Raw genomic sequence first — 15,297 nt, forward strand, 5'->3', positions numbered from 1 at the left:
GTCTGGACGAGCGCAAGCAGCTATCTATTTTGTAGCAATTGGTTGCTGGGAAGTGCGGCCGGCTGCCTATGTTCGTGATCAGTGCGGCTGCAAAATCTCGTCGTAGCCACGGCCCTTGAACTCCAGCAGGTCAATGCCATGGCCAAAGGGGTCGGCCAGCCCCGCGATGCGTCCCCAGACCCGTTCAGCCACGGGCATTTCCAGAACGGCGCCGTGGCGCTGCAGCCGGTCAACCGCCGCATCAATGTCTTCCACCACAAAATCAAGGTGAACAGGCGTCCAGTGGCGCTGGTAGGTGCGAACACTCTCGCTGCCCTGACCGCTGGCGATCGGCCGGGTACCCGGCGCATTGAAGAGCAGATCGATCGGGCTGCTTGCACCGAGAATTTCCACGAAATCGCTCTTGAAACGGCGGCCTGTGCGCAGCCCGAGTGCCTCTGTGTAGAACTCGACAGCACGTTCCATGTTGTCAACATCGATGCAAATACGAAGCTCCATGGCGCCTTCCTTTCACGGGTTCAGAAAATGGTACCGCAGCCTGAGACAATTGGTGCATGACAGAAGAAAGCCAGAACAAGCAGCCAGCGACGGCGGCCGACTACCCGCCCGACGTGCTCGAGGTCGAGTCGCTCGACATTGAAGCCCAGGGAATTGCCCACAGGGCTGACGGCAAAGTGGTTTTTATCGAGGGCGCTCTGCCTTTCGAACGGGTAACTGCCAACGTCTACCGCAAGAAAAGCAGCTTTGAAAAAGCCATGGTGATGGCGATTCACCGTGAATCGTCCCAGCGTGTGCGGCCGGCATGTCCGCATTTCGGCATGCACACCGGCGCATGCGGCGGCTGCAAGATGCAGCATTTGCATGTGGGGGCGCAGGTGGCCGTGAAGCAGCGTGTGCTCGAAGACAATCTCTGGCACATCGGCAAGGTCAAGGCGGACAACCTGCTGCGGCCCATTGAAGGGCCGGCCTGGGGATACCGCTATCGCGCGCGGCTGTCGGTGCGGTATGTCCGCAAAAAGGGTGTCGTGCTGGTGGGGTTTCACGAGCGTAAAAGCGGCTACGTGGCCGATATGACCGAATGTCACGTGGTGCCCCGGCACGTCAGCGACATGCTCGTGCCGCTACGCGAGCTGATCGGCAGCATGGATGCGAAGGAAACCTTGCCGCAGATCGAACTGGCCTGTGGCGATGAAGTCACGGCCATGGTGCTGCGCCATATGGAGCCCCTAAGCCCCGGAGACTTGAACCGCCTGCGCGATTTCGCTGCGCAAAACCGCGGCCTGCAATGGTGGCTGCAACCGGGGGGCCTCGAGACGGTCAAGCTGCTGGACGACGCTGTGCAGGAGCTGAGCTACGGCCTGCCGGAGTTCGATGTGGTCATGCCGTTCAAGCCGACCGATTTCACGCAGGTCAATCCCCACATCAACCAGGTGCTGGTGTCGCGTGCACTGCGCATGCTGGCGGTGCAGCCGGATGAGCGGGTGATCGACTGGTTTTGCGGCCTGGGCAATTTCACCTTGCCGCTGGCCACGCGCGCCAGCGAGGTGCTGGGCATCGAGGGCAGTGAAGTCCTGGTCGCCCGTTCACGCGAGAATTTTGAAAGAAACAGGCCTGCATCCAGCGTCCGACGGGCGCTGGCAGCTACAAAATTTGTAGCGCGCAACCTGTTTGAAATGACGCCGGCGATGCTGGTGAAAGACGGCCGGGCCGACAAATGGCTGGTGGACCCTCCGCGTGAAGGCGCTTTTGAGCTCTTCAAGTCCCTGGCAGCGCTGCACCAGCAGATCGTCAGCGGCGTCCCCTGTGACGACGGTGAGCACCAGCAGAGCCTGGCCCTGAACGGCTGGGCGCCGCCGCAGCGCATTGTCTATGTAAGCTGCAACCCGGCCACCCTGGCGCGGGATGCGGGCGTGCTGGTGGACAGCGGCGCATACCGCTGCACGGCGGCCGGTGTGGTCAACATGTTCCCGCATACGGCCCATGTGGAGTCCATTGCGGTGTTTGATTTGGCCCCCACGGTCTCTCACTACGTGTAGCTCCCTGCCCCCGAGGGGGCCGCTGCGCCTGAGACTGGCAGAGCCTGATCCGCGGCCCTGGCTCGAATTGGAGAAGCCCCAAGCTCACCCTGCGGAGAATGACACGAGGTGCGCATGAAAAAAGGGCCCTGAGGCCCTTTTTTTATTCTGTAGCGAAGCGGATGGATCAGTCCCGGTCGCCGCCGAAGATGCCCAGCAGGGCCAGCAGGCTCTGGAAGATGTTGAACAGGTCCAGGTAAATGGCCAGGGTGGCGCTGATGTAGTTGGTTTCGCCGCCGTCGATCACCTGTTTCAGGTCATACAGCAGGTAGGCGCTGAAAACCGCGATCGCCAGCGTGCTGATGACTGCCATCATCATGGTCGAGCCGACGAACACGTTGATGACGGCTGCCACCATGATGACCAGCGCGCCGGCAAACAGCCACTTGCTCATGCCGCTCAGGTCCCGCTTGATGACGGTGGCCAGGCTGGCCATCACGAACATCACGCCGGCCGTACCGGCAAAAGCCGTCATGACCAGTGATGCGCCGTTGCTGAAACCCAGCACCATGGCGATCATGCGCGAGAGCATCAGGCCCATGAAAAAGGTAAAACCGAGTAGCACAGGCACGCCCGCGGCCGAGTTCTTGGTCTTTTCAATGGCGAAAATAAAGCCGAAGGCGCCTCCGAGGAACACGATCAGGCCCAATCCGCCCGTCAGGGAGCGGGTAATGCCCGTCGCCACACCCAGCCAGGCGCCCAGCACGGTGGGCAGCAGGCTCAGGGCCAGCAGCCAATAGGTGTTGCGCAAGACCTTGTTGCGTTGCTCGACGCTGGAAGCAACGCCGTAGTCGAGGGTTTGAACATTGTCAGTCATGAAAGTCGTCTCCGAGGCGCCAGCAAATGCGGGCAAGATTATTTTAGGGTGCATTGCCGTTTTTCCAGCCCTCACTCCCTACTTTTTGTAAGGGTTCTATAAGCTAATTTGGCGGCAATGCGGGTGAGGGGTGGCCTTAAATTTGCGTATGCTCGGTATCTTTGCCAACAAACTCCGGAAATCCTGAAGACCATGAAATCAAAAGCAGTGCTTGAACTCGCCGACGTCAAAACCATCGCCGCCGCCGCCGAGGCCGAAGCCCTCAAGAACAACTGGGCCGTCACCATCGCCATCGTCGACGACGGTGGCCACCTGCTGCACCTGCAGCGCCTGGACGGCGCGCCGCCCATTTCTTCGCACATTGCACCCTCCAAGGCCAACACGGCCGCCATGGGCCGCCGTGAGAGCAAGGTTTACGAAGACGTCATCAACGGCGGCCGTACGTCCTTTCTGTCGGCGCCCTACATCCACGGCATGCTCGAGGGCGGCGTACCCATCGTGAAAGACGGGCATTGCATTGGCGCTGTGGGTGTGAGCGGCGTGAAATCCAGCGAAGACGCGCAAATCGCACGTGCGGGCATTGCCGCCATCGGCCTGTAAACCGCGTCGCAGCGGGAATAAAAAAGCCGGCCACAAGGTCGGCTTTTTTGTTGGCGAGAGCAGAACAACATCAAGGAAAAAAAGCCTGGCTAAACAACCCCTAAGGGGTCTGTGGCTGGCTAAAAACGACCTTGGAGGCTTGGTAGCCCCGGATCGCCCCACGATGAAACTGTGCTGGTGAAGAGGGTGATGAAACGGTGAAGGCGGCTTACTTGGTCAAAATCAGTTTGCCCAGGCGAGTGGCCTGAAGGCGATAAGTCGAGCCGTTGTGGTTGATTTCCACCGCTTTTTGCCCGCGCAGGATTTCGGTGCTGTTGACGCAAGCGGCGGAAGCGCCCGAAGGATGGCCGCCAGAAGCGGTCTCTGTGTGCGCAGGGGCGCGGGCAGGAAGGCTCAAGGTATGGGAGGCGGGCATTGCGATGGACATGATGGTTAAACCTGTTTGGGTTTCGTTAAGTTAATGATAACCATTCTCATTTGAAAGTCAAGCGAATCCAGGCTGCGGTTTTGTTTCTTTCTGTGTGAAAAACCTGGAGTGCCTGTCCAGCAGGCATGCATTCAGGACCCTGATCAGTCCTGCAGGCCCTGGTCAGTTCTTTGGTTCGGTGATGAAACCGATCTTGCGCAGCCCGGCCTGTTGGGCTGCTGCCATGGCTTGGGCCACGCGCTCGTAGCGCACTGATTTGTCGCCGCGGATATGCAGGTCTGGCTGCGGGTTCTGCGCCGCCGACGCCTTGAGCTGCGTGACCAGCTCTTCGTCTGAAACCTTGGTCTCGTTCAGGAAATAGCTGCCTTCCGCATCCACGCTCAGGCGAACCGTTTCCGGCTTGATGTTTTGCGCTTCGTTGGAGGCGCGCGGCAGGTCGATGTTGACGGAATGCTTCATCACGGGGACCGTGATGATGAAGATGATGAGCAGCACCAGCATGATGTCCACCATGGGCGTCATGTTGATCTCGTTCATCACCTCATCGCTGTCGTCTTGGGTTCCAAAGGCCATGGTGCTTCTCGGTCACTGAATGAGGGAGCTCCGCGGCTGTTGGGCGGCAGAGCAGGATAAAGGGTTGGCTTTCAGGCTTTTTTCATTGGCACAACATTGGCCTGCTGGCCGCTGGCGCTCACGCGGGCGCCGGTCACGAAGTAGGCGTGCAGGTCATGCGCGAAGCGGCTGAGTTTTTGCAGAACGCCCTTGTTGCCGCGCACCAGCGCGTTGTAGCCCAGCACCGCCGGGATGGCAACCGCGAGACCCAGCGCCGTCATGATGAGCGACTCGCCGATCGGGCCGGCCACCTTGTCGATGGTTGCCTGGCCGGCCGCGCCGATGGACAGCAGCGCATGGTAGATGCCCCACACGGTGCCGAAGAGGCCGACGAAGGGGGCGGTGGAGCCGACCGAGGCCAGGATGGCCAGGCCCGACTGCAGCTTGCCGGTGAATTCGTCGATGGTGTTGCGCAGCGTGCGCGTGACCCAGTCGCTCACGTCCAGGGCGTCGTGCAGGTGTGCCTTGGTGTTACGGTGATGCAGCGTGGCTTCGCGGCCTTCCAGGGCCAGTTGGCGGAACGGGTTGGCGGGGTCCGAGCCCAGCTTGGTGAGGCCTGCGGCAAAGTCTTCGCTGTGCCAGAAGTCTTCAGAGGCGCGGGCGATCTTTTTGTACTTGATGAGGTCCAGCGTCTTGATGATGATGACCATCCATGACGCGAGCGACATGACCAGCAGCAGCACGGCCACCGATTTGGTAACGATATCGCCCTGGCTCCAGACGTTGGCAAGGCCGAATTGGGAATTCATGAATCAATACTCCACGGGTTTCAAAAAGATTACTCCAGGACGAAGTTGATGGGTACGTTGAACCACATCTCTTCGGCCACGCCGCCACGCTTGCCTGGCACGTAGCGCCAGCGCATGACGGTGGTGACCGCTGCCTGGTCAAGCCGGTCAAAGCCGCTTGACTGGCGGATTTCGGTTTTCTTCGCCTGGCCGTCTGCGCCGATCAGCACACGCACGATCACTTTGCCCTGCTCGCCAAGGCGCCGGCTGATGGGCGGATAGGCGGGCTTGGGGTTTTGCAGGTAGTCGGCATCGCTCGACGGCAGCTGCACTGCCGGTGGCGCGGGCGGCGTAACGGGTGCCACGGCCACAGGCGCTGGTGGCAGCGGCGGTGTGACAACGCCTGTCGGGGCATTGGGCGAGGGTGTTGGATCTGCGATGGCCAGCGGCTGGGGCGCGGGTTTGTCGGGTGCCCTGGCAACCGCTTTTTTCTGCACGGTCGGCGTGGGTGGGGTAGGAGGGACGGGCTCCACCTTGGGGGCGGGCGGGTCCACGAATTGCGTGAGGATTTCTGCAGGAATCACGATTTCGGCGGCGCGCATCAACAAGCCGCTTTGCAGCGCCCAGATGAACCCCACGTGCAGGCCCACTACCACGAGCGCGATAACAGCATTGCGGCTGAGGGGCTGGCGCGGCGGGGCGGGGCGTGGTGCGGTGGAGAAAGTGGCGTTCATCGAGAGAGGGATAGGTGGGCGAATGGCCACATGAGGCGCGGTTTCGGTCAAAAAGGCAACCAGGAAACTAGCGGCGGAAGATCCACCACGCGGAACCTATCACCAGCACAAGGCTGACAGGAAGGGCCGAAATCAGTATTGGGGAGAAGGTTGCAAGGTGTTCCATGGGCTGCCTTCCAGCGTGTGGGCGGCGAGCTTGATGTTGGCCGTCGGGCAGCTGGCGCTGCACTGCGCCACCACGTCGCGGGCGCAGCCTTCGCACTGGCCGCACTGGGTGGCCACGCCGAGTTCGAACTGGATCTCGTCAAAGCCCAAGCCTGCTCGGGCATGGCGGGCAATTTCGCGGTCGGAGATTCGGCGGCAGACGCAAACGATCATGGATGGGCTTGGCTGGTGATTGATTCAATCGGTGCGTTGATTATAAATGCGAATCTATCGCATTTGCAATCATGGCACGCAGATTTCAGGAGGTGCGAGCCATTTGGAGCGGATTTTTGGCCTCATTTTTGAAGCCAAATTCAGTAGTAATCCTTGCTGGATGTGCGCAAGGTGCTATAAATTAGATAGCGAAAAGGCAGTTCCTTGAGGCGAGCGAGGCATCCTGGGGGTGATGGGTTGCCAAGACCCTTCACGATGCAGGATAAACGCGGTCCAGCCGTCTAAACCTCAGCCCACATCCGCAGCAGGTTGTGATAGCAGCCTGTAAGCCGTACCACTTCGGCGCCTTCGGCCGCACCTGGGGTCGAGCGTTCCAGTTCCTTTTGGCGCAGAGAGGTAATGGCCATGTCCATCTCATACAAAAGCCGGCGTTGGGCATCGGAGCGCACCATGCTTTCAATCCAGAAGAAGCAGGCCAGCCGCTCACCGCGCGTGACAGGCTCCACGCGGTGCACCGATGTGCCCGGGTACATCACCAGGTCACCTGCCTCGAACTTGATGCGTTGCTCGCCGTAAGTGTCTTGCACGACCAGTTCGCCGCCGTCGTAGCTGGCCGGATCGCTCAGGAACAGCGTACAGGAAATGTCGGTTCGCACGTGCCGTGCTGTGGCGGCATGCGTGCGTACCGCGTTGTCAATGTGGTTGCCGAAATTGTTGGCGTCGCCGCCGTAGCGGTTAAAGAGCGGCGGATAGACCGATTTGGGCAGCGCCCCGGTCACGAACATCGGATTACGGGCCAGCGCCACCGACACGATGTGCCGCGCCTGCTGGGCGGCGGGCAGCTCTTCAGGCAGCTGCAGGTTGTTCTTGACGGCGCCGCTCTGGCTGCCGGCCGTGATGCGGCCGTCGGCCCAGTCGGCGGCCAGGATCAGCTGGCGGATTTGCGCGAGCTCGTCCGGCTTGAGGGCTTGTTGAATGCGAAGCAGCATGGTGGGGCTTCCCGAAAAGCGACTGAAAAAAAATGGGCACCCGGAGTATCCCCCAGGTGCCCAACCTTGAAAACGTTCTTTTAAATCAGAACTTGCTGGTGAGCGTCACACGCACGCTGCGTGCGTCGCCGGGCGCCACAAAGCCGCGGTACAGCGTGTTGTAGTAGACCTTGTCAAACAGGTTGTCGATGTTCAGCTTGACGGTGTTTTTTTCATTGATGCGGTATTCCACCAGCGCGTCGGCCTTCACGTAGCCCGGCACCCGGTTGGTGGCCGTGACGGCATTGGCCGGCTTGTTGGTGCTGACGGCGGTGAAGCCGCCGCCGATACGCCACTTGTCGCCGATGCGGTAGGTGGTGAACAGGTTGGCCTGGCGGCTTGGGCTCAGCCCCGGGTTCTGCCCGATCTCGGCAGTGGCGCCGGTCTTGTCGATCCTCGCCGTCAGGAAGCCGATGCCCGCAAAGACATCCCACTGCGGCGTGATGCGGCCGGCGACCTCAAATTCCAGCGCATCGGTGTGCCGCTTGCCGGACAACAGGTAGGAGTTGGTGCTCGTGTCGATGTCGGTGTTGCGCTCGTTGTACTTCTCTGTGCGGGCCAGGGCTGCGCGCAGTGACAGGTCACCGCCGTAGAGCTCCCACTTGGCGCCAATTTCCATGTTGCGGCTGCTCTCGGGCGGCGTGTTGGCAGAGTTCGGGTCGAATTGGTACAGGTCGCCGGAGGTATTGAACGACGTGCCATAGGCGGCGTAGTAGCTGACCTCATCGGTCGGCTGATATATCACGCCCAGCCGTTTGCTCAGCAGGCTGTCGGATCTGGCGAGTGTCCCGTTGTTGGGCGGCGTGCCGGTGGGTCGCTGGTAGTCGGCCTTGAAGTTATCAACGCGCAGGCCGGCAACCAGCTTCCAGTACTGTGTGAGGTCGATCGTGTCCTGCATGTACAGGCCCAGCGTAGTGGCCTTGAATGCCGTTTCCAGTCTCTGCGTGTAATTGCCCCCGATACCGGTGCTGATGGGATTGCCCACAGTGGTGGTCGGCTTGGCCCCCGTCAGGAGGGGGTAGCTAAGGCGGTCGGAATTTTCCACGGCGTACTCGGCGCCGATCAGCAGGCTGTTCTTGCGGCCGAACCACTGGGTGGTCGTGAGGTAGTCGGTTTGCAGGAATGTGTGGTGTTCGTTGCCCGCCTTGGCATTGCCGGCGCTGGTGGCGCCGCGGCTCACCACCGTGTTGGCGCTCAGGTTGGCCAGGGTCGTGCCGGCGGCAAAGCTGGCCTGCGTGGCGCGCAGCGTGCGTGAGTAGTAGCCGTCGCGCACCGTGGTTTTCAGGCTGCTGCCGTCGGTCCATCGGTGGGTATGGCTCAGGGTGACAGCGTCGGCCTTGTCGTTCTGGAAATCGGTGTTGAGGCCATACCAGTATTTCTCGGTGCCAGGCGCGGGGCGGCTGTTGAACCAAGCAAAGCCCCAGTCGGGCTTGTCGTTGTAGTGCAGGTGGTAGTAGCTGATTTCAAATTCGTTCGCTGTGCCGATGCCGAAGCGGTAGTCCAGGGCCAGGCCCCGGCGATGGGTGGAGGCGCTGGCGTTTTCGCCGCGGCCATCGCCGTCTGTCGCCATGGCGTTGATGCGGAGAGCCGCGTCGTCGTCCAGCTTGAAGTTGAAGTCGCCCTGGTAGCGTTGGTAGCCTTTGGTGCCGACGGTGGCGTTCACTTCGTGCTCGGTGATCAGGCGTGGCTGCTTGCTGACCTGGTTAATCACCCCGCCGGTGGAGCCGCGGCCGAACAGCATGGAAGCAGCACCACGCAAGACTTCCACGCGCTCGGTGTTGAAGTTGTCGCGGTTGTACTGCGCGATGTCGCGCATCCCGTCCATGTAAATGTCGCCCGCCGCGCTGAAGCCGCGAATGCGGATGTTGTCGCCGACCCGTCCGCCTTCGCCCGCTTCAAAGGTGATGCCGACGACGTTTTCGAGTGCGCTCTTGAAGCTGTCCTTGCCCTGGTCGTGCATCAGCTTTTCGTTGACGACCGTCAGCGACTGGGGAACGTCCTTGGCCGGCACGGGCATCTTGCCGACACTGGTAATGCCGCTCTGGTAGGTCTGGCTGGCGCGATGGCGTGTGCCTGTCACTGTGACGGGGGCCAGGCTTCTGCCTTCAACAGGTGTTGCAGAGGTGGACGACGTAGCGGTCGTGTTGCCGGTGCTGGGCGTCGGGGTGATGCTCTGGGCCCAGCCCGACACCGAAACAGCCAGCATGAGCGCACCAAGCGGGAGCAGTGTTTTGTCGGAAGATGCGGCAGGATTGGCAACCGGGCTGGCAAACGGCGTGAAGTTGTCGGCGCCCATGGTGCGGTTTTTTTTGTTGCGCGCAGGGCGTGCGGCGCGAGCGGAAGGGTGTGCCAAGATGGCCTCCAAGCAGGGTCCTGCCTTGCAGGCGGTGGACCGGGTTCAGGAAAAAGCTTGGCTGGCTCAGAATGCCCGGGGGCGCGAGTTGGCTGGCTCGTAAAGTTCGCTCGAAGTGTATATCAAATGATAATGATTCGTAATCTGTTGTGTCTGAATGTTGCGGGAATAAGGGCGAAAACGGTGGTTGTGTGGCAAAAAGGCCAAATTCAGTAGGCGACAAAAAGAGCTTCTGAAAACCAGGAGCGGTCAGCGTTGGCGCAAACAAAAAAACGGGGCCTGTGCCCCGTCTTTTTTGTGCCAGGTATGTCACCGGGCTATTTCAAGACCACATTCAGCTCAGCTCGCCCATCTGGCTTTGCAGGTAGTTTTGCAGGCCAACCTTGCCAAGCAGTTCAATCTGCGTTTCCAGGAAGTCGATGTGCTCTTCGGTGTCATCGAGGATCTCCTGTAGGAGGTCGCGCGAGACATAGTCGCGTACGCTTTCGCAGTGGGCAATGCCGTCCTTGATGGTGGCCTGTGCACCGGTTTCGGCTTTCAGGTCGCAGTTCAGGGCTTCTGGAACATCCTCGCCGATCATCAGCTTGCCCAGGTCCTGCAGGTTGGGCAGGCCATCGAGCATGAAGATGCGGTCCATCAACTTGTCGGCGTGCTTCATTTCGCCGATGGACTCTTCGTATTCCTTCTTGGCCAGCTTGTCCAGGCCCCAGTGCTTGTACATGCGGTAGTGCAGGAAGTACTGGTTGATGGCCGTGAGCTCGTTCTTCAGCTGCGCCTGCAGGTGAGCGATGACTTTTGCGTCGCCTTTCATGGGAATTCCTTATCGTTGTGTAGTGCGGATCGCCCATTGTCACTGGCCGCGTGCCGTAACTCAAGCATTCCCCTGCTGGGGCGGTCTGGTTGCGTTTGATTGTGAGAAACGTTCGCATTGCAAACGTTTCCCGTTGTCAGTCAGCGCTCGGCAAATGCGCGTTCCACCACGAAGTGGCCGGCTCGCTGCATGTTGCCTTCCTCAAAGCCGCGCTCTTCCAGCATGGCCTTGATGTCGCGCAGCATGTCGGGGCTGCCGCACAGCATCAGGCGGTCGTTCCCGATAGAGATCGCGGGCAAGCCCAGGTCGCTGTACAGCTTGCCCGACTGCATGAGCTCGGTGATGCGGCCTTCGTTGCGAAAGCGCTCGCGCGTCACGGTGGGGTAATACAGCAGGCGTCCGCGCACCAGCTCGCCGAGGAACTCATGCTCGTGCAGCTCGTGCTCGATCAGCTCGCGGTAGGCCAGCTCGGCGCTGGTACGGCAACCGTGCACCACCACCACGCGCTCAAATCGCTCGTAAGTGTCTGGGTCCTTGATCAGAGAGAGAAAGGGCGCCAGACCGGTGCCGGTGGCCAGCAACCACAGCGTCTTGCCAGGTAGCAGGTTTTGCAGCAATAGCGTGCCGGTGGGTTTGCGTCCGACCAGGATGTCGTCGCCCGGCTTCAAGTGCTGCAGCCGCGAGGTCAGCGGGCCGTCGGGCACCTTGATGCTGAAAAATTCCAGCTGGTCTTCATGGTTGGCGCTGGCCACACTGTAGGCGCGCAGCAGCGGTTTGCCGTCCACGGGCAGGCCGATCATGGTGAACTGGCCGTTGACGAAGCGAAAGCCCGAATCGCGCGTGGCGGTGAAGCTAAATAGTGAGTCGGTCCAGTGGTGGACGGAAATAATGCGTTCTGTGTTGAAGGCGCTCATGAGAGAAAAAGAAGAGAAGGGGAAAGAAACGGGGGACGAGAAAGGGCTTTGGGTGATGCAAGGGACTCACCGCGCATCCCTTCAGGTCGTGCCCTCAGATCGTGCGTGAGCAAGCCTGAATTTTATAGCCTGGGCGGGCCTGCCGCCGGTGATGGCTATAGACGCCACACCGGCGCCAAGGTCAGGCACATCACCATCGCACTTCGCGCGGCGACAGAACTCAAGCGCCAGGCAGCCGCCCCTGGGCAAGTATGGCCCGTGAAGGCTTTATTGGGGTTGCTATCAAATCAGGAGCTGTTTGCGCTTGTTTTATAAGGGTTTCAGGCACTTTTCCCATGAGATTTTGGTGTTTTTGTGCTTCGCTTCAAAGTGCTGCCACGTTAACTTTACCTATCGCACCAGAACAAAAAAACCGGTCACCCACCCATTCAGCGTTTGCGAGGCCCGCCGGGCACCCACGAGAACCAGGCCATCACGGCCACGGGCACGCCCAACCCCAGCCAGCACCACCAGTCGCCCCAGCCGTCAGACACCAGTGCGGTCAGCAGGCCGGTGATGCTGAGCATGCCCAGCACGAGGGGCCAGCGCCACAGGCGCCAGAAAGCGGAGCCCTTCGCGGGATCGGCCTTTGCGCTCACACGGCACCGCCAGTCGTTTCATGGCGTGCGGCATGCGGCGCTGATGCTTGCCCTGCTGTTTTTTCCGGCTTCGCTGCTTTGGCCGGATTACGCCGTCCAAGCCACAGGTAAAGGCCGCTGCCCAGCACGATGATGGTTGCGATGTCCAGCAGGGCCCAGAGGATTTGCATCGGCATGCCGCCGTAGTCGCCGAAGTGCAGCGGCTGCGACACCAGTAGCGCGGTGAGATACCAGGGCAGCGGCGGGCTGGCGGTGAGCGCATTGGTGCCGGCGTCCACCAGCACCGGCTTGAGCAGCCGCGAGTTGAAGGGCTCATTGCCGCGCAGGAACACCGTGTAGTGGTGCGGGCTTGAAAACGATGTACCCGGAAAAGCGATAAAGGCCATCTTCATCTCAGGCGCCAGAGCGGTCGCTGATGAAGCTGCCTGCTGCACCGAGGCCAGGCGGGCTGGCGGTTTTTGCCCCTGGTAGGGCGCCAGCAGAGAGCTTAGCTGGTCGTACTGCCAGTACTTGATCAACAGGTCGGCCCAGGTGTTGATCATGCCCGTGGCGCCCACGGTGAAGGCCCACACCAGCGTCACGATGCCCAGCAGGTTATGCAGGTCCAGCCATTTGGCGCGCGGGCGGGTTTGCCGCACTGTGCCGAAGTCCAGCTTGCGCATGAAGGGCGCATACAGCACCACACCCGAGACAATCGCCACCAGCAGCAAGAGTCCCATGAAGCCCAGAAAGAGCTTGCCCGCGAGTCCGGCAAAGAGGTCAACGTGCAGCTTGAACATTACATACATAAAGCCTTCGTCGAACTTGGGCTGGGCCAGCACAGCTGCGGTGCGTGCATCGACGGCGACGGTCTTGTTACCCACCTCGGACAGCGGCGTGTCACCCAGCGTGACGTACCAGAAGCGGTCGTCGTCGATCTCATGGGACGCGAACATGGGCACCTTGCCCGGGTGCAGTGCCTGTGCGATTTCCATGACCTTGTCCAGGCTGGCGCGCGGTGTGCCCTTCGGTAAATCGGGCGCCTCAACTTCGGTGCCCAGCAGGTGGCCGATCTCATGGTGAAAAATCAGCGGCAGCCCGGTCAGGCACAGCAGCAGCATGAAGACAGTGCAAACCAGGCTGCTCCATTTATGCACCCAGGTCCAGGTCTTGATGCGCGGGCTGTCCATTTTTGCGGTCGTCGTCATCGGGATTTTCCATTTTGTGGCCTGAACCCTGGAGTCGTCAGGCGGCGCGTGGCGTGCGGCAGGTGCATGGTGAGCAAGGTCAAAACTCCTGGGAAGGACCACCAGAAAACTGGCGTGCACACGACAACCCGAACGCCACAGCAGGTAGCGAAATTCGAGGGGCAGGTGAGCGGGTTGTTGGCTTGCTACGCCCTGCGGCGCGAGCAGGCTGCAGGGCTGTTGGCTAGCGAAAGAGGATGCTGGGAACTATACATGAGATGAGAGTAATTCTCATCTGATGAACCCTTCGAAATGTCTGGTTTTAGAGGGGGATTCGCATTCTGCGTGCGAAAAAAAAGCCGCCCCGATTGAGGGCGGCTTTTGAGCTTCAGCGGTTCAGCACATGGCCGGACCGTCACCGATGCATTACGCGGCGATAGGGCTACGGATCAGGTAGTCAAACGCGCTGAGCGCCGCCTTGGCGCCTTCACCGGCCGCGATGATGATCTGCTTGAAGGGCACGGTTGTCACGTCGCCCGCCGCGAACACGCCCGGCACCGAAGTCTGGCCCTTGGCGTCGACGATGATCTCGCCGTGTTTGGACAGGTCCACCACGCCCTTGAGCCAGTCGGTGTTGGGCACCAGGCCGATCTGGATGAACACACCTTCAAGCTCAACGGTTTTCAGCTCGCCGCTGGCGCGGTCTTTGTAGATCAGGCCGTTGACCTTCTGGTCGCCGGTGATTTCGGTCGTTTGCGCGTTGGTGAACACCGTCACGTTCTGCAGGCTGTTCAGCTTGCGCTGCAGCACGGCGTCGGCGCGCAGCGCAGTGTCGAACTCGATCAGCGTCACATGGCCGACGATGCCGGCCAGGTCAATCGCCGCCTCGACGCCCGAGTTGCCGCCGCCGATCACCGCCACGCGCTTGCCCTTGAAGAGCGGGCCGTCGCAGTGCGGGCAGTAGGCCACGCCCTTGTTCTTGAACTCGTGTTCGCCGGGCACGTTGATGTTGCGCCAGCGTGCGCCGGTCGAGATCACGATGGACTTGCTCCTGAGCGAGGCGCCGCTTTCAAGCTGCACTTCAATCAGGTTTTTGTCCGGCCCGCTGTTCGGCACCAGCGCCTTGGCGCGCTGCAGGTTCATGATGTCAACGTCGTAGTTGCGCACGTGCTCTTCCAGCGCGTGGGCAAACTTGGGGCCTTCGGTTTCCTTGATGGAGATGAAGTTCTCGATGCCCAGTGTGTCCAGTACCTGGCCGCCAAAGCGCTCGGACGCCACGCCGGTGCGGATGCCCTTGCGTGCGGCATACACAGCCGCAGCTGCGCCGGCCGGGCCGCCGCCGACGATCAGCACGTCGAAGGCTTCCTTTTTGTCGATGATTTTGGCTTCACGTTCCACGCCGCTGGTGTCGATCTTGGCCAGGATTTCTTCCAGGCTCATGCGGCCGTTTCCGAACATGGTTCCGTTGAGGAAGACCGTGGGCACGCCCATGATCTCGCGCTCCTTCACTTCATCCTGGAAGGTACCGCCCTCGATCATGGTGGTCTTGATGCGCGGGTTTTGCACTGCCATCAGGTTCAGCGCCTGGACCACATCCGGGCAGTTGTGGCAGGTCAGCGAGACATACACCTCGAAATCGAAATCGCCGTCGAGCGCGCGGATCTGCTCCAGCACGGGTTGCTCGACTTTGGGCGGGTAGCCGCCGATCTGCAGCAGCGCCAGGATCAGCGAGGTGAATTCATGGCCCATGGGCAGGCCGGCGAAACGCGGGCCGTGGTTTTCACCGGGGCGGTTGATCGAAAACGAGGGCTTGCGGTGCGGGTCGTCGCGGCTTTCGGTCAGTTTGACCAACGGCGAGGACTCAGCCACGTCTTTCAGCAGCGACAGCACTTCGCCCGAAGCCTCGCTACCGTCGAGCGAGGCGACGATTTCGATGGGCGCAGTGGCGCGTTCGAGATAGCTTTTCAGTTGGGCTTTGGTGGCGTCGTCGAGCATGAGGGACTCACTTTCAATTTC

The 15,297-nt window shown here is 60.9% G+C and carries 16 protein-coding genes; 2 read left to right on the plus strand and 14 right to left on the minus strand.

Going from position 1 to position 15,297, the window contains the following annotated elements; all coding sequences use genetic code 11:
* Positions 1-78: 78 nt before the first annotated feature.
* The gene (locus AC1DY9_RS17145) at positions 79-498 is read right to left on the minus strand and encodes a VOC family protein (protein WP_477667125.1); all 420 of its coding nucleotides are present in this window, start codon (positions 496-498) and stop codon (positions 79-81) included.
* A 56-nt stretch (positions 499-554) separates the two neighbouring features.
* On the opposite strand from AC1DY9_RS17145, the gene rlmD reads away from it, so the two are divergent.
* Positions 555-2,036, plus strand: a complete 1,482-nt coding sequence (gene rlmD / locus AC1DY9_RS17150; RefSeq protein WP_457278817.1) for a 23S rRNA (uracil(1939)-C(5))-methyltransferase RlmD — start codon at positions 555-557, stop codon at positions 2,034-2,036.
* A gap of 166 nt (positions 2,037-2,202) precedes the next feature.
* Here the strand turns inward: rlmD and AC1DY9_RS17155 are convergent, their stop codons facing one another.
* Positions 2,203-2,892 carry a Bax inhibitor-1/YccA family protein gene (locus AC1DY9_RS17155; protein WP_457278816.1) on the minus strand — a complete coding sequence of 230 codons (690 nt, stop codon included), beginning with the start codon at positions 2,890-2,892 and terminating at the stop codon, positions 2,203-2,205.
* Positions 2,893-3,084: 192 nt separating this feature from the next.
* Here AC1DY9_RS17155 and AC1DY9_RS17160 point away from each other — a divergent pair, with 192 nt between their 5' ends.
* Positions 3,085-3,492: a GlcG/HbpS family heme-binding protein gene (locus tag AC1DY9_RS17160; RefSeq protein WP_457278815.1), complete on the plus strand. Its 408-nt coding sequence runs from the start codon at positions 3,085-3,087 to the stop codon at positions 3,490-3,492.
* 208 nt (positions 3,493-3,700) lie between these two features.
* Here the strand turns inward: AC1DY9_RS17160 and AC1DY9_RS17165 are convergent, their stop codons facing one another.
* From AC1DY9_RS17165 to ahpF, 12 genes are all read right to left on the minus strand, one after another.
* Entirely contained in the window at positions 3,701-3,919 is a 219-nt protein-coding gene (locus AC1DY9_RS17165; protein WP_477649635.1) for a hemin uptake protein HemP, read from the minus strand.
* Positions 3,920-4,081: 162 nt separating this feature from the next.
* Positions 4,082-4,492, minus strand: coding sequence for an ExbD/TolR family protein (locus AC1DY9_RS17170; protein WP_477667126.1), 411 nt, complete (start codon positions 4,490-4,492; stop codon positions 4,082-4,084).
* Between the two features lie 71 nt (positions 4,493-4,563).
* On the minus strand, positions 4,564-5,280 hold the full coding sequence (locus AC1DY9_RS17175; protein ID WP_457278812.1) for a MotA/TolQ/ExbB proton channel family protein: 717 nt from the start codon (positions 5,278-5,280) through the stop codon (positions 4,564-4,566).
* A gap of 29 nt (positions 5,281-5,309) precedes the next feature.
* Positions 5,310-5,993: an energy transducer TonB gene (locus AC1DY9_RS17180; protein WP_457278811.1), complete on the minus strand. Its 684-nt coding sequence runs from the start codon at positions 5,991-5,993 to the stop codon at positions 5,310-5,312.
* A gap of 132 nt (positions 5,994-6,125) precedes the next feature.
* Positions 6,126-6,371 carry a (2Fe-2S)-binding protein gene (locus AC1DY9_RS17185; RefSeq protein ID WP_457278810.1) on the minus strand — a complete coding sequence of 82 codons (246 nt, stop codon included), beginning with the start codon at positions 6,369-6,371 and terminating at the stop codon, positions 6,126-6,128.
* 281 nt (positions 6,372-6,652) lie between these two features.
* Positions 6,653-7,360 (minus strand): Fe2+-dependent dioxygenase, encoded by a 708-nt coding sequence (locus AC1DY9_RS17190; RefSeq protein WP_457278809.1) that lies wholly within the window; start codon positions 7,358-7,360, stop codon positions 6,653-6,655.
* 85 nt (positions 7,361-7,445) lie between these two features.
* Positions 7,446-9,752 carry a TonB-dependent receptor gene (locus AC1DY9_RS17195; protein ID WP_477667127.1) on the minus strand — a complete coding sequence of 769 codons (2,307 nt, stop codon included), beginning with the start codon at positions 9,750-9,752 and terminating at the stop codon, positions 7,446-7,448.
* 334 nt (positions 9,753-10,086) lie between these two features.
* Positions 10,087-10,563 (minus strand): bacterioferritin, encoded by a 477-nt coding sequence (bfr, locus tag AC1DY9_RS17200; protein WP_457278807.1) that lies wholly within the window; start codon positions 10,561-10,563, stop codon positions 10,087-10,089.
* Between the two features lie 140 nt (positions 10,564-10,703).
* A complete protein-coding gene (locus AC1DY9_RS17205; RefSeq protein ID WP_457278806.1) occupies positions 10,704-11,477 on the minus strand; it encodes a ferredoxin--NADP reductase in 774 nt (257 codons plus the stop codon).
* 428 nt (positions 11,478-11,905) lie between these two features.
* Positions 11,906-12,115: a hypothetical protein gene (locus AC1DY9_RS17210; RefSeq protein WP_477667128.1), complete on the minus strand. Its 210-nt coding sequence runs from the start codon at positions 12,113-12,115 to the stop codon at positions 11,906-11,908.
* Positions 12,112-13,284: a PepSY-associated TM helix domain-containing protein gene (locus AC1DY9_RS17215; protein WP_477667250.1), complete on the minus strand. Its 1,173-nt coding sequence runs from the start codon at positions 13,282-13,284 to the stop codon at positions 12,112-12,114. The genes AC1DY9_RS17210 and AC1DY9_RS17215 overlap by 4 nt, the downstream gene beginning before the upstream one ends.
* Positions 13,285-13,707: 423 nt before the next feature.
* On the minus strand, positions 13,708-15,276 hold the full coding sequence (ahpF, locus tag AC1DY9_RS17220) for an alkyl hydroperoxide reductase subunit F (protein ID WP_457278803.1): 1,569 nt from the start codon (positions 15,274-15,276) through the stop codon (positions 13,708-13,710).
* Positions 15,277-15,297 lie beyond the last annotated feature (21 nt).

It is taken from the genome of Polaromonas sp. P1_F6 (assembly GCF_056405695.1).